Here is a 12635-nt window from a genome sequence, read left to right as displayed (position 1 = left end):
GTTGCAGTCGATCCACGCCCTGCATGGATGTGGCCGTCACTCGGCCGCGGTCTTGTCCTTGAACCGGCACAGGTCGGCGATCACGCAGCCCGGGCAATCCGGCTTGCGCGCCTTGCACACGTAACGTCCGTGCAGGATCAGCCAGTGATGCGCGTCGAGCAGGAACTCGGCGGGGATCACCTTCACCAGCTTGTCTTCCACTTCGCGCACATTCTTTCCCGGGGCCAGGCCGGTACGGTTGGCGACGCGGAAGATGTGCGTGTCCACCGCCATTACCGGCTCGCCGAAGGCGGTGTTGAGCACCACGTTGGCGGTCTTGCGGCCCACGCCCGGCAGTGCTTCCAGCGCATCGCGATCGCGCGGCACTTCACCGCCATGCTTTTCCAGCAGGATCGCGCAGGTGGCAATCACGTTCTTCGCCTTGGCATTGAACAGCCCGATGGTGGAGATGTACTGCTTCAGCCCGTCCTCACCGAGCGCAAGGATCTTTGCCGGGGTGTTGGCGACCGGGAACAATCGGCGCGTGGCCTTGTTGACGCCGACGTCGGTGGCCTGCGCCGACAGCGCCACCGCCACCAGCAGCTCGAACGGCGAGCTGTACTCCAGTTCGGTCTTCGGGTGCGGGTTGAGTTCGCGCAGGCGGGTGAACATCTCCACCACGTCGGCGCGCGGCATCGTGCCGCCACGCCGCGCCGGGGCGCGTGCGGTTTTCTTCGTGGTCGCCATTACTGCTCCTTGCCGCTGGCGCGGGCCTTGGCCCGGGCGAGGATGGCGGCTGCCGCGGCGGGCAGGGCGGGCTTCACGTCCGGCGCCGGGGCGGGCGTGCGCCGCGCGTCGCGTTCGGCTTCGCGGCGGGCCAGTCGCACCGCACGGGCGCGGTAGCGTTCGCGTGCCGCCCAGGCGGCCTGAAGCTGCTGCTGGGCCTGCTGCAACCGCTGCGGGAGTTCCGGGTGGCCGGGCAGCAACTGCGCGTCGTCAGCGCGGGCGACATAGTCCATCAGCCCGGCTTGCAGGGCGCCATCAAGATCGTCTGCCTGGACCCGGGCGAACAACTGCGCGGGATTGGGTCGGGAAGCCATGGCGTCAGCGGTTCTGGAACGCCGGCGGGCGGCGCTGCAGGAAGGCGCTGGTGCCTTCGCGCATGTCCTCGGTGGCGAACAGCAGGCCGAACTGCGCGCTTTCGTACTCCAGCCCGGCGTCCAGGCTGCATTCGCCGCCCACGTGCACCGCATCGAGCAGGCCACGCAGGGCCAGCGGGGCCGAGCGTGCCAGCTGGCGGGCAATGTCCTGCACGCGATTGTCCAGCGCGTCGGCGGGCACCACTTCGTTGACGATGCCCAGTTCGAGCGCACGCGCGGCGGTGATCGGCGCCCCCAGCAGGCACAGCTCCAGGGTGGTGGCGCGGCCGCACAGGCGCAGCAGGCGCTGGCTGCCGCCGAAGCCGGGGATCAGGCCGAGGTTGATTTCCGGTTGGCCGACCTTGGCGGTATTTGCGGCGATGCGCAGATGGCAGGCCATCGCCAGTTCCAGCCCACCGCCCAGTGCGAAACCATTCACGCGTGCGATGACCGGCTTCGGCATCCGTTCAATCTGGCGCATCAGGGCCTGGCCCAACAGCGAGAAATCACGTCCCTGAACCGCGCTGAGTGTGTTCATCTCGGCGATGTCGGCGCCAGCCACGAAGGCCTTCGGACCGGCCCCGGTCAGTACCACGACGCGCACCTCCGGATCGGCGGCGGCGTCGCTGAAAGCGCCGGCAAGGGCCTGCAGGGTCGCGGCGTTGAGGGCGTTGAGCTTGTCCGGGCGCTGGACGGTCACGGTGCGGATGGCGCCGTCGTCGGAGACAGCGATCAGAGCATCGGCCACGGGGAAAACTCCTGAAACGTTAAAAAAAAGTGATATTGAACTCTGCAAACGCAGGCGGGTCATAGCCTGCATCGTGAGTAGCGGTTACACGTTGCGCCCGTTATCCTAACCCGTCGCCTCAGGGCGGCGCAGAACGTCCCTGAGTTACCACCCCTGGAGAACTGTTTGATGAAGTTGCGTTCTATCGCGGTCGCCGTCGCGGCCCTGGCCCTGACGGGCAATGCCTTCGCCCAGGACGTCTCGTCCGAAAAGGGCAAGCTGAGCTACTACTTCGGTTACGACTACGGCAACAACCTGGCGGAGCTGACCGGTCGTGGTGAGCAGCTGGACATCAACTCGGTGGTGAAGGGCCTGCAGGATGCCTACGCCAAGAAGCAGCCGGCGATCACCGCCGAGCAGCTGAAGCCGGCCGTTGAAGCGTTCCAGAAGCGCGAGCAGGGCCGTGCCCAGGCTGCCAAGGCCGAGTACGAGAAGGCTGCTGCCGAAAACAAGACCAAGAGCGATCAGTTCATCGCGGCGAACAAGGCCAAGGCCGGCGTGCAGTCGCTGCCGAGCGGCGTCCAGTACCGCGTGATCGAAGCCGGCAAGGGTGCCAAGCCGACCCAGGCCAGCACCGTGCAGCTGGAAGTGGCCGGTCCGTTCCCGTACGGCCAGCGCCCGACCGAAGCCCGCCCGGCCCAGCAGATCCCGTCGATCAAGGTCAGCGACGTCGAAATGAAGGCCATGCGCGAGACCCTGTTGCAGATGCCGGCCGGCTCGAAGTGGGAAGTCACCCTGCCGCCGGACCAGGCCTACGGTGCCGATCCGCGCACCCCGTTCCCGCCGAACGTGGCTGTGCAGTTCGAGATCAAGCTGGTCAGCGTCAAGTAAATCGAAACAGCAAACGAAACGCGCCGGTGATCCCACCGGCGCGTTTCTGTTTGTGCAGCCCCTGGCGGTGAAACGCCTGCGCTGCGCGCGAGCGTCGACTGACAGTCGACTCTTCCGTTGGGCCGGGCCACCCGCGCAAATTCAGCCCGATCGCGCTACTGTTGGCGGGTGCAAACAATGGAAGAAACGGCGCGTGTTGTCGCAAGTCCCTGCATCGGAGTGTGCACGCTGGATCCGGACCGGCAATGCACCGGCTGCGGGCGGCATCTCGAAGAAATCGCGCGGTGGTCGTCAATGAACAACGAGGAACGCAGCCGCATCCTGCACCGCGTGCAACCGTTGCGTGCACAATTGCAGCAATCGCTACGCGGATCGCTGGCCGACCACGAGCGCTTGGTGCGCGCGTTGCATCCTTTGGCCGAACCGCCGGCCGGCGACGGCTGGAACCGCAGCGAGCTGATCGACCTGCTGCCACCGGGGCCGCCTGTGGAGGCGGCGGTGCTGGCCGGCATCGTGCCGCGCGCCAACGGCGCGCAGGTCATCCTCACCCGTCGCACCGAAACCCTGCGCACCCATGGTGGCCAGGTCGGGTTCCCCGGTGGCCGCACCGAACCCGATGACCGCGACGCGCTGGCGGCCGCCCTGCGCGAGAGCCAGGAAGAAATCGCATTGGCGCCCGGCCAGGTGCAGCCACTTGGCTATCTCGACCCCTTCGTGACGATCACCGGCTACCGGGTCACGCCGGTGGTGGCGGTGGTCGATCCGGAGTTCGTGCCGGTGCCGCAGCCCAGTGAAGTGGCCGAAGTGTTCGAGGTGCCGCTGGACTACCTGATGGCCCCTGACAGCCTGCGCCAGGTCGAAATCAATCATCGCGGCCGCATCCGCCACGTTCTTGAGTATGGCTGGCCCGGTCAGCGCATCTGGGGGGCGACCGCGGCCATCCTCTACAACCTGCGTCGCCGCCTGGAGCAAGTGCAATGAACCCGATCAAGCAGCCGTGGACCACCCTGGTCGATGTCGACACCCTGGCCGCTGCACTGGGCGAAGGCGTACGCGTGGTCGACGCGCGTGCCACCGCCAGTACCGCCGTGCGCGTGGTCGATGCGCGTGCTTCGCTGGCCGACCCGCAGGCTGCGGGCGGCCAGTACCTGGCAGGACACATACCGACTGCGGTGCATGCCGATCTCAACCGTGATCTGTCCGATCTCAGCCGCGTCGGCCATGGTCGCCATCCATTGCCCGACAGCGATGCTTTTGCCGCGAAACTGGGGCAGTGGGGCATCGGCCTCGACACCCAGGTGGTGGTCTACGATGGCAGCGACGGCAGCATGGCCGCCTCGCGCCTGTGGTGGCTGCTGCGCCTGATCGGGCACACCAAGGTGGCTGTGCTCGACGGCGGCATCGCTGCCTGGCAGGCCGCCGGTAACGCGTTGGAAAGCGGCCAGGCTGAAGTGACAGCGCTGCCTGCCTACCCGGGCCGCTTCGACACCTCCCAGGTCGCCAGCGCCGATGAAATCACCGCGCGCCTGAAACATGCACCGGGCTGGTTGGTCGACGCACGCGCAGGTGAACGCTTCCGCGGCGAAGTGGAGCCGCTGGACCCGGTCGCTGGCCACGTACCCGGCGCGGTCAACCGCCCGTTTGCGTTGAACGTCGCCGACGGCCGCCTGCGCGATGCACAGGAACTGCGCGCCGAATTGCAGGGCGTGATCGGCAACCGCGATCCGCAGCAGGTGGTGCTGATGTGCGGCTCCGGCGTGACCGCCTGCCACCTGCTGCTGGCGATGGAAAGCGCAGGACTGAGCGGCGCGCGCATCTATGCCGACTCCTGGAGCGGCTGGGTGAGCGACAGCAGCCGCCCGGTGGCGACCGGCGCCTGAGCGATCCGAGCAGAAAGCAGTCGAGCGCGGAGCCTCTCCAGAGCCGAGCGGCCGGCTCCACGCGCATGGCGATGCCTTCAAATCATCGGCGCCCGCAGGTCATGGAGCGCGGCTCGACTCTACAAAGGCACCCTCCGATCGATTCGACTCCGTGCCGACCAACGGTCGGCACCCACCAACAGCGGCAGAAATCTGTCGAAGGCGGGGGGGGCGGTTGCGGGTGTCCGCGGCATGGATGCCGCGGCCAAGCCCCCAGGGGTGAGGGCGCTTTGCTTGCGAAGCACTGCTTCGCGAGCGCCCGAACGCACAGCCGCCAGCGGCTGGGCCGGCCTGGGGATTTACGGCGTCCCCCGCAACCGGGCCCACCCTGCCATCCCACGGATAGCCTGCTGTTGCCGGCCAGCGGCCCGCACTACCGCAGGTGCAGGGCGCAGCCCTGCCGCTTACCCAACCGGCTGCAGCGGCACCTTCGCCAGCACCCGCGCCCAAGGGAACAACGGGCCCGGGTCGCGTTTGCGTGCCACCCTCAGCGTCGGATCATCGCTGGCCGGCACCTGCTCCAGGTCCAGCTGGTCATGCCCGGCAATCCGCTGCAGCGACGGATAGCGCACCACCAGCGCCTGCAGCAGCCGCTCCAGCGCTTTCAGTTGCGCCTCGGTGTAGGCCTCGTCCATCGCCTGGTGACGGCTGTCGAACCAGTGCGGGTAGCGCCCGGTATTGACCAGCTCGATGCCCAGCGTATGCGCGTTCATGCCGCGCACGTGGTGGGCCACGCGTTCGGGCGCAACGTACTGCACCACGCTGCCATCGCGGTCGATGTAGAAGTGCCCGCTGTTGCCGGCACCGCTGTCATACAGCACGCGCTCGCCGTACTCGCGGGCCGTCGCCAGATCGGGCAGCTCGGTGCAGTGGATCACCACCATCTCCAGCGTGGCCGGATCGCGCAGCGGCAGTCGGTCGTGGTAGGGCAGGGGCTGCAGCTGCAGGCCGGGCAGGAGCGGGTTGGGCATCCGGCGATGCTAGCATTGCGGCATGAACCTGCCTTCTCTTTCCTGGTTGGCCCGCGCCCACGGAGCACGCGCATGAGTCGCGGCCACTGCATCCTCTCCCATGGCTTCGAAAGCGGCCCGGAGGCGACCAAGGTCACCGCGCTGGCCGAGGTGGCCCAACGCCTGGGCTGGACCCACGAGCGCCCCGACTACACCGATCTGGACGCGATGAGCGAGGTCAGCCGGGTGGGCGACGTGCCGACCCGCCTGCGCCGTCTGGTTGAACGCGCCGCCATCGCTGCCCGTCAGGGGCCGGTGGTACTGGCCGGCTCCAGCCTGGGCGCCTACATTTCCGCCATCGCCTCGCTGCAGGTGCCGGTAGCCGGCCTGTTCCTGATGGTGCCGCCGACCACCATGGGCCCGATGCCGGCGCTGGACGCCGCTGTGGTGCCGACCACGGTGGTGCAGGCCTGGCATGACGACGTGGTACCGGCTGCCGGCGTGATTGCCTGGGCGCAGGCGCGTTCGGCGCAGTTGCTGCTGGTTGACGATGGCCACCGCCTGGAGCGCCACGTGGAGGCCTCTGCGCAGGCCTTCGAGCGCCTGCTGCGGCAACTGTGAAGCCGGGGCGCACGGCGCGCCTGCCCGCATTGACTACAATGGCAGCCCCGCCGCCCCCGGCGCGGGCCTGCCGGCCGTGCCTACGGCCCTCCTTTCCGACCGGCCCGGCCCCTGTGCCGCGCCCGACCACCTGCGAACCGACCCCGTGAAATTCTTCGTCTCCTGCGCCAAGGGCCTGGAATACCTGCTTGCCGATGAACTGTCGGCCCTGGGCCTTGGCAAGGCCACCGCCACCATTGCCGGCGTCAACGCCGAGGGCGAACTGGCGCAGGCGCTGCGGATCGTGATGTGGTCGCGCCTGGCCAGCCGCGTGCTGTGGCCGATCGCCGAGTTCGACTGCCCGGACGAGCAGGCTCTGTATGACGGCGTGCGTGCGCTGCCGTGGCACGAGCACATCACGCCGGAGATGACCCTGGCGGTGGACGCACACGTGTCCGGTGACAAGATCACCCATGCGCGCTTTGCCGCGCAGCGGATCAAGGACGCCATCGTCGACCGGATGCGTGATGAAGGCCTGGAACGCCCCTCGGTCAACACCGACCTGCCCGATGTGCGCGTCAACCTGTCGCTGCGCAAGGGCCGTGCTTCGCTGTCGATCGACCTCGGCGGTGGCCCGCTGCATCGCCGTGGCTGGCGCGGTGCCGCCCACGAGGCGCCGCTGAAGGAAAACCTGGCCGCCGCGCTGCTGCTGCGCGCGCAGTGGCCGCGCCTGCACACCGCCGGAGGCGGCCTGCTGGACCCGATGTGCGGCAGCGGCACGCTGCTGATCGAAGGTGCACTGATGGCCGCCGACGTCGCCCCTGGCCTGATGCGGCATGGCAGCCTGCCGCCGAGCCGTTGGCTGGGCTTCGACAAGGCGGCCTGGAAGTCCATCCAGAGCGAAGCACGCGAGCGCGAAGCGGCCGGCCTGGCCGCGCTGAAGCCGGTCATCCATGGCAGCGATATCGACCCGGCCGCGATCCAGGCCGCCCGCGAGAATGCAGAGGTTGCCGGCGTCGCCCACGCGATCCGCTTCACCCGCGCCGATGTCGCCGACCTGGCCGCGCCCGAACAGGAGATCGGTGCGGTGGTCTGTAACCCGCCGTACGACGAACGCCTGGCTGCCGATCCGGCGTTGTACCGCGCGTTGGGCAATGCCCTGCAGAAGGCCGTGCCGCAGTGGCGTGCCAGCCTGCTGTGCGGCAATGACGAGCTGGCCTTCGCCACTGGCCTGCGCGCCAGCAAGAAGTACCAGATGTTCAACGGTGCGCTGGAATGCGCGCTGATCGTCTGCGATCCGATTGCCGTGCCGGGTCGTGATCCGGCACAGCCGCGCGAGCTGAGCGAAGGCGCGCAGATGGTGGCCAACCGGCTGCGCAAGAACCTGAAGAAGTTCAAGAGCTGGCGTGCCCGCGAGGACATCACCTGCTTCCGCGCCTACGACGCCGACCTGCCGGAGTACGCGGCGGCCATTGATGTCTACGAGGAAGACGGGGGCAAGCGCCGCACCTTCCTGCATGTGCAGGAGTACGCGGCACCGGCGGCGATTCCCGAGAACGACGTGCGCCGCCGCCGCAACGAGCTGCTGGCCGCCGCGCGCGAAGTATTCGGCGTTCCGCCGGAGCAGGTGTCGATGAAGTCGCGCGAGCGCGGCAAGGGCGGCAGCAAGTACGGCCGCTTCGAGCAGCGTGACGAGTTCATCGTGGTGCGCGAGAACCATGCACTGCTGCAGGTGAACCTGTTCGACTACCTGGACACCGGCCTGTTCCTTGACCATCGCCCGCTGCGCCGGATGATGGCCGAGCAGGTGCGTGGCAAGCGTTTCCTGAACCTGTTCTGCTACACCGGCGTGGCCAGCGTGCAGGCCGCCGTGGCCGGTGCCGCCAGCACCACCAGCGTCGACCTGTCGGCCACCTACCTGCAGTGGTGCTACGACAACCTTGCGCTGAACGGGCAGGGGGGCAGCCAGCACCTGCTGGTCCAGGCCGACGCGATGGCCTGGCTGGAAGGCGACCGCGGCCAGTACGACGTGATCTTCTGTGATCCACCGACTTTCTCCAACTCCGCCCGCGCCGATGATTTCGACGTGCAGCGCGAACAGGTGAAGCTGCTGCGGGCGGCGGTGGCCCGGCTGGCACCGGGTGGCTTGCTGTACTTCTCCAACAACTTCCGCCGCTTCAAGCTGGAAGAGAACGCCATCGCCGAATTCGCCCAGTGCCGCGAGATCACCGCACGCACCATCGGTCCGGATTTCGAGCGCAACGCGCGCATCCACCGCGCATGGGAACTGAAGCGGCTGGGGTAAGCCCGGTAGTGCCGGCCGCTGGCCGGCAACGGTGTCAGATCCGCAAAGGGTTCATGAGGTGCCGGCCAGCGGCCGGCACTACCCCTGTCTGGCCGGTGGATCCACGCCACGCCTGGATGGTTGTTCAGTAGATCCACGCCATGCGTGGATGGCGGTTACAGCAACGCCACCACCAGCCCCAGCGCCGGCAGCGTGATCGCCAGCGGTGCGATCCACTTCGGCCGGTACGGATACAGCCCGAACGAGAGTGCCACGCCGCACATGGTCATTGCGCCCAGCCACAGCACCGGGCCCATCGCCCAGCCGTGATCGGCCACGCACAACGCGAACGCCACCGTCAGCAGGGCCCAGCCCAGCACCCGCCACTGCGTGCGCCGTGCCGGGCTGGCCGCAGCCTTGCCGTGCAGGTCGTACTGGTGTCTTTCCATCGCCAGCGACAGCGCGGTGAACGCGGAAAACGACAGGGTCAACGCCAGCAGCATCATGCACTGGCCTCCGCTTCGGCGGCTTCGACCACAGCCACTGGCGCCGCAGCCGCCGCCGCACGCTTCTTCTTCTCGGCCGCGCTCAGCGGTGGCGTCCAGCGCTGCATGCGCCAGCCGCACATCGCCAGCATTGCGCCGAAGACGATCATCGAAAGATCGACGCCGGCCAGTACCCAGTCGCCGTTGCGCAGGGTGTTGCCCAGGTGCGCATGCGTGGTCAACGCATTGACCACCGGCACCAGTGCGAACGCGGCCGCGCCCAGGTAGAGCTGCCACGCCCACATCATTCGCTTCGGCCAGATGAAGGCGGCCAGCAGCGCGCCGGCCCAAGCGTAGAAGAATACGTTGGCCTCCGCACTCGCGCGCTCGGCGATGTCCAGCGGCAGCAGGCGGTTGCCCCAGAAGTACGCCGCGAAGGCGATCGGCAGGCCAGCCACGGTGCCGATGTTGAGCGCATCGACCAGGCGAAGGCCGAAGCCGGTGCGTCCACTCTTCGCATGCTTCGGTCGTTCCTTCACCGCCCACAGCACCACGCCGCTGGCGACCATCAGGCAGCCCACCAGACCGGACAGGAAGAACAGTGCACGCAGGCCCCAGTCCGCAAAACGTGCCAGGTGCAGGCCGTACAGCACACCACGGGTGGCGGTGGCACCGCCCGATGGCGGCGTTTCCTCAAGCAGAGCACCGCTGACCATGTCGTAACGCACGGCCGGGGTGTCGATGGACAGGCGCTTGCCATCGCGCTGGCGGATGTCGATCACCGCATTGGCCGCCCCCGGATTGGACACGGTGAAACCGGCCACCTCCACGCCGTGCCAATGCGCGCGTGCGCTGTCCAGCAACTGTGCGATCGGCAGCGGCGTGGCGCGGCCCTCGGCGGGCGAGGTCACTTCCGGAAGGCCGCCGAAAGCCTCGCTGATGAATTTGTCCTCGTCCTGGGGGTAGGCGACCTTCACTCCCCACGGCAGGTACATGATCATCAGGGTGACGATGCCGGTGTAGGTGATCATCGCGTGGTACGGCAGCGCCATCACCGCGCTGACGTTGTGGAAGTCGAGCCAGGAGCGCAGGCCCTTGTCCTTGCGGAAGGTGAAGAAGTCCTTGAAGATCTTCTTGTGGGTGATCACGCCGGTGATGATCGCCACCAGCATGAACATCGCGCAGAACCCGACCAGGTAGCGCGCCCAGTACACCGGGATGTAGTGCAGGTCGAAGTGCAGGCGGTAGAAGAAGTCGCCTCCACGGGTCTCGCGCGCCTTCAGTGCCTGGCCGCTGTTCGGGTCCAGCGTGGCGTCGCCGAAGCCACCGCGGCGGCCACGGCTGGGGTCGGCCAGTTCCGGTGGCAGCCGCCAGAACATCTGCATGGCCGGGTTGCGCGGCTGCGGCAGGGTGACGAACCAGTTCTCGGCGTGGCTCGCATTGGCCTGCAGGTAGGCCACCGCGCGCTGCGCGGCCACGTCGATGCTGACGTTGCTGGACGGCAGCTCCGGGCGCATCCAGCGGCTGATTTCCTCGCGGTAATAGCTGGCGGTGCCGGCCATGAAGATCAGCAGCAGCAACCAGCCGACCAGCAGGCCGGTCCAGGTGTGCAGCCAGGCCATCGACTGGCGGAATCCGTTCTTCATGCCCAGGCCCCCAGCATGCGCGCGATGGCAGCCATCAGCAGGGCGGGAGCGAGAATGCCGACCCACGCACGCAGCGCGCTGCGGGTGGCGAACGCCCACAACGCCGCGCAGGCGGCGACCAGGATCGCCAGCAGCATGCCGGTCAGCACGGTCTGGCCGCGCGCGCCGGGCAGCGCCACTGCGCAGAACACACTGGTCATCGAGGCCAGCGCGTAGCCACCGAAGATCGCAGCCAACGAGCGTGACAGCACGCCCCAGCGCGGGTTGGAGAACAAGGTGCGGGGGCTGGCGGTTACGGGCGAGCGGTCCAAGGAGGTCCTGCAGGTTGGAGGAGGGATGGAATGCGTCCGCGGCCCCTGCGCCCTGCGCATGTTGCCCAGCGTGTCCCATCGACACGAGGCACGTCCCGCGCGGGCGGTCAGCGCGGAAGGCGGGGATGTACACGGGCGATGGGCACGTTTCCGTGCCATCTGACTAAGCGCACAACCGATCAGTAAATGATAGGCATTCGCATTTCATGAATCAAGCATGACGATGCCGTGGAGCGCTGGCGGCTAGAACCTGAACACCACGGTTGCCGCGTGCAGCAGCAGGCCGATCAGCCCGCCGACCAGGGTGCCGTTGAAGCGGATGAACTGCAGGTCACGGCCCACGCTCAGTTCCAGCTGTTCGACCAGGTGCAGCTCGTCCCAGCCCTTCACGGTCTGCGCGATATGCGTGGTGACGCCCTCGCGCAGGCGCCCGGTCAGGCGCTGCGCACCTTCCATCAGATGCTGGTTCAGTGCCTCGCGCAGCGCCGGGTCGGCCTGCAGGCTGGCACCGAGCGAACCCAGGCTACGCTGCAGGTGGCCGACCAGCGCCGAATCCTCGCGCTGCAGGTCCGCCCGCAGGCTGGCGTGGATGCGCGCCCACAGCCCCTGCACGTACTCCTGCAGGGCCGGGTGGTCGATCATTTCCTGCTTGAGCTGCTCGATGCGCTCGGCCAGCGCCGGATCCTCGCGCAGGCGCTGCACGTAGTTCTGCAACCAGGTCTCGTAGTCCTGGCGCAGCGGATGCTGCGGCTCGGCCAGCACCTGCTGCAGCTCTTCCAGCACCGCGCGGGCCAGGCGTTCGGCCAGGCTGTCGCCGATCTCGTCGATCGGCTTGACCCAGTTCACCGTGCTCGACAGCGTCGGCCATTCGCGCTGGATGTAGCGCACGATCAGCTGCGAGGCGCGTTCCTTCACCTCCGGCTGTTCCAGCCAGCGGCCCAGGCGCTGCAGGCCCTCGTCCAGCACGCGTTGATGGCGGCCATCGGCGGTCAGCAGGGCCAGCAGTTCACCGGCAGTGGCAGCGGCATTCCACTGCCGCAACTGCTGCACCACGAAGCCGTGCAGCTGCCGGCGCACGGCGGTTTCGTCGAAGAAATCCAGCGCCTGCAGCGCCCAGCCGCGGGCCATGTCGGCCAGCATGCGCGAGCGTGCCGGGTCGGCCAGCCAGCTGCCGAGGCGGCTGGCCGGATCGAACACCTGCAGCTTGGCCAGCAGCACCCCCGGCTCCAGGAACTGGTCGCGCACGAACAGCGCCAGGCTGTCGCCGATGCGCTCCTTGCTGCGCGGGATGATCGCGGTGTGCGGAATCGGCAGGCCCATCGGCCGCCGGAACAGCGCGACCACGGCGAACCAGTCGGCCAGCGCGCCCACGGCTGCGGCTTCGCAGAAGGCCGAAACCCAGGCCCAGATGCCGCGTTCGCCCTGCCAGTGGCTGACCGCGAAACCGACCAGCATCAGCAGCAGCAGGCCCAGTGCGAGGGCTTTCAGGCGCCGCAGCTGGGCGCGGCGCGGATCGTGGGCAGGCGTCATTGCAGGAGTCTAACCGCAGCCCGGTGATGCCTGCCTGTAGAGCCGAGATCCTATGTTCGTGGTCAAGCCTGCTGGAAGCAGGCTTGACCCACTTTCAGCATGGCCGGGTCAAAGTCCCGGCCGCTCTTGAAGACGCCCCAAGCGATCCTGGCCAGCTTTCTGGCCAGGATGTTG

At 68.1% G+C, this 12635-nt stretch carries 13 protein-coding genes and 1 pseudogene; 5 read left to right on the top strand and 9 right to left on the bottom strand.

Going from position 1 to position 12635, the window contains the following annotated elements:
* Positions 1-36 precede the first annotated feature (36 nt).
* From nth to AC5P7R_RS00060, 3 genes are read right to left on the bottom strand one after another with little or no spacing between them, the layout of a single operon-like run.
* On the bottom strand, positions 37-726 hold the full coding sequence (gene nth, locus AC5P7R_RS00070) for an endonuclease III (RefSeq protein WP_021204114.1): 690 nt from the start codon (positions 724-726) through the stop codon (positions 37-39).
* Positions 726-1079, bottom strand: coding sequence for a hypothetical protein (locus tag AC5P7R_RS00065; RefSeq protein WP_005408795.1), 354 nt, complete (start codon positions 1077-1079; stop codon positions 726-728). Before AC5P7R_RS00065 ends, nth begins: the two co-directional genes overlap by 1 nt.
* 4 nt (positions 1080-1083) lie before the next feature.
* Positions 1084-1866, bottom strand: a complete 783-nt coding sequence (locus tag AC5P7R_RS00060; RefSeq protein WP_134729477.1) for an enoyl-CoA hydratase/isomerase family protein — start codon at positions 1864-1866, stop codon at positions 1084-1086.
* 168 nt (positions 1867-2034) lie between these two features.
* Between AC5P7R_RS00060 and AC5P7R_RS00055 the strand changes: the two genes are divergently transcribed.
* From AC5P7R_RS00055 to AC5P7R_RS00045, 3 genes are all read left to right on the top strand, one after another.
* A complete protein-coding gene (locus tag AC5P7R_RS00055) occupies positions 2035-2736 on the top strand; it encodes an FKBP-type peptidyl-prolyl cis-trans isomerase (RefSeq protein WP_019659072.1) in 702 nt (233 codons plus the stop codon).
* Positions 2737-2913: 177 nt separating this feature from the next.
* Entirely contained in the window at positions 2914-3717 is an 804-nt protein-coding gene (locus AC5P7R_RS00050; protein WP_058979482.1) for a CoA pyrophosphatase, read from the top strand.
* A complete protein-coding gene (locus tag AC5P7R_RS00045; protein WP_478436311.1) occupies positions 3714-4616 on the top strand; it encodes a sulfurtransferase in 903 nt (300 codons plus the stop codon). Before AC5P7R_RS00050 ends, AC5P7R_RS00045 begins: the two co-directional genes overlap by 4 nt.
* 443 nt (positions 4617-5059) lie before the next feature.
* Here the strand turns inward: AC5P7R_RS00045 and AC5P7R_RS00040 are convergent, their stop codons facing one another.
* Complete coding sequence (locus tag AC5P7R_RS00040; protein WP_021203541.1) at positions 5060-5626, bottom strand: N-acetylmuramoyl-L-alanine amidase; 567 nt, start codon at positions 5624-5626, stop codon at positions 5060-5062.
* 72 nt (positions 5627-5698) lie between these two features.
* Here AC5P7R_RS00040 and AC5P7R_RS00035 point away from each other — a divergent pair, with 72 nt between their 5' ends.
* Positions 5699-6226: an alpha/beta hydrolase gene (locus AC5P7R_RS00035; protein ID WP_019659068.1), complete on the top strand. Its 528-nt coding sequence runs from the start codon at positions 5699-5701 to the stop codon at positions 6224-6226.
* 145 nt (positions 6227-6371) lie between these two features.
* Positions 6372-8510 (top strand): bifunctional 23S rRNA (guanine(2069)-N(7))-methyltransferase RlmK/23S rRNA (guanine(2445)-N(2))-methyltransferase RlmL, encoded by a 2139-nt coding sequence (gene rlmKL, locus AC5P7R_RS00030; protein WP_227854351.1) that lies wholly within the window; start codon positions 6372-6374, stop codon positions 8508-8510.
* Positions 8511-8665: 155 nt separating this feature from the next.
* On the opposite strand, the gene AC5P7R_RS00025 is transcribed toward rlmKL, so the two are convergent.
* The 5 genes and pseudogenes from AC5P7R_RS00025 to AC5P7R_RS00005 all read right to left on the bottom strand — a co-directional run.
* A complete protein-coding gene (locus tag AC5P7R_RS00025) occupies positions 8666-8995 on the bottom strand; it encodes a DUF3325 domain-containing protein (protein WP_019659066.1) in 330 nt (109 codons plus the stop codon).
* Positions 8992-10620, bottom strand: a complete 1629-nt coding sequence (locus AC5P7R_RS00020; protein WP_180832768.1) for a PepSY-associated TM helix domain-containing protein — start codon at positions 10618-10620, stop codon at positions 8992-8994. The genes AC5P7R_RS00025 and AC5P7R_RS00020 overlap by 4 nt, the downstream gene beginning before the upstream one ends.
* Positions 10617-10931 carry a DUF3649 domain-containing protein gene (locus AC5P7R_RS00015; protein WP_021203544.1) on the bottom strand — a complete coding sequence of 105 codons (315 nt, stop codon included), beginning with the start codon at positions 10929-10931 and terminating at the stop codon, positions 10617-10619. The genes AC5P7R_RS00020 and AC5P7R_RS00015 overlap by 4 nt, the downstream gene beginning before the upstream one ends.
* A gap of 243 nt (positions 10932-11174) precedes the next feature.
* On the bottom strand, positions 11175-12461 hold the full coding sequence (locus AC5P7R_RS00010; protein WP_227854352.1) for a DUF445 domain-containing protein: 1287 nt from the start codon (positions 12459-12461) through the stop codon (positions 11175-11177).
* 62 nt (positions 12462-12523) lie between these two features.
* Positions 12524-12635: pseudogene (locus tag AC5P7R_RS00005) on the bottom strand (IS110 family transposase); the annotation flags it as partial.

The organism is Stenotrophomonas sp. YJH_SMC_27, from assembly GCF_059369815.1.
Note: the sequence above shows the minus strand (reverse complement) of the source record. Positions and strands in the feature narration are given on the sequence as shown.

What these genes read in the sequence shown, in the direction of transcription:
- AC5P7R_RS00010 (WP_227854352.1), bottom strand. Translation starts at nt 12,461, where the DNA reads ATGACGCCTGCCCACGATCCGCGCCGCGCCCAGCTGCGGCGCCTGAAA.
- nth (WP_021204114.1), bottom strand. Translation starts at nt 726, where the DNA reads ATGGCGACCACGAAGAAAACCGCACGCGCCCCGGCGCGGCGTGGCGGC.
- AC5P7R_RS00040 (WP_021203541.1), bottom strand. Translation starts at nt 5,626, where the DNA reads ATGCCCAACCCGCTCCTGCCCGGCCTGCAGCTGCAGCCCCTGCCCTAC.
- AC5P7R_RS00035 (WP_019659068.1), top strand. Translation starts at nt 5,699, where the DNA reads ATGAGTCGCGGCCACTGCATCCTCTCCCATGGCTTCGAAAGCGGCCCG.
- AC5P7R_RS00065 (WP_005408795.1), bottom strand. Translation starts at nt 1,079, where the DNA reads ATGGCTTCCCGACCCAATCCCGCGCAGTTGTTCGCCCGGGTCCAGGCA.
- AC5P7R_RS00025 (WP_019659066.1), bottom strand. Translation starts at nt 8,995, where the DNA reads ATGATGCTGCTGGCGTTGACCCTGTCGTTTTCCGCGTTCACCGCGCTG.
- AC5P7R_RS00055 (WP_019659072.1), top strand. Translation starts at nt 2,035, where the DNA reads ATGAAGTTGCGTTCTATCGCGGTCGCCGTCGCGGCCCTGGCCCTGACG.
- AC5P7R_RS00020 (WP_180832768.1), bottom strand. Translation starts at nt 10,620, where the DNA reads ATGAAGAACGGATTCCGCCAGTCGATGGCCTGGCTGCACACCTGGACC.
- AC5P7R_RS00045 (WP_478436311.1), top strand. Translation starts at nt 3,714, where the DNA reads ATGAACCCGATCAAGCAGCCGTGGACCACCCTGGTCGATGTCGACACC.
- AC5P7R_RS00050 (WP_058979482.1), top strand. Translation starts at nt 2,914, where the DNA reads ATGGAAGAAACGGCGCGTGTTGTCGCAAGTCCCTGCATCGGAGTGTGC.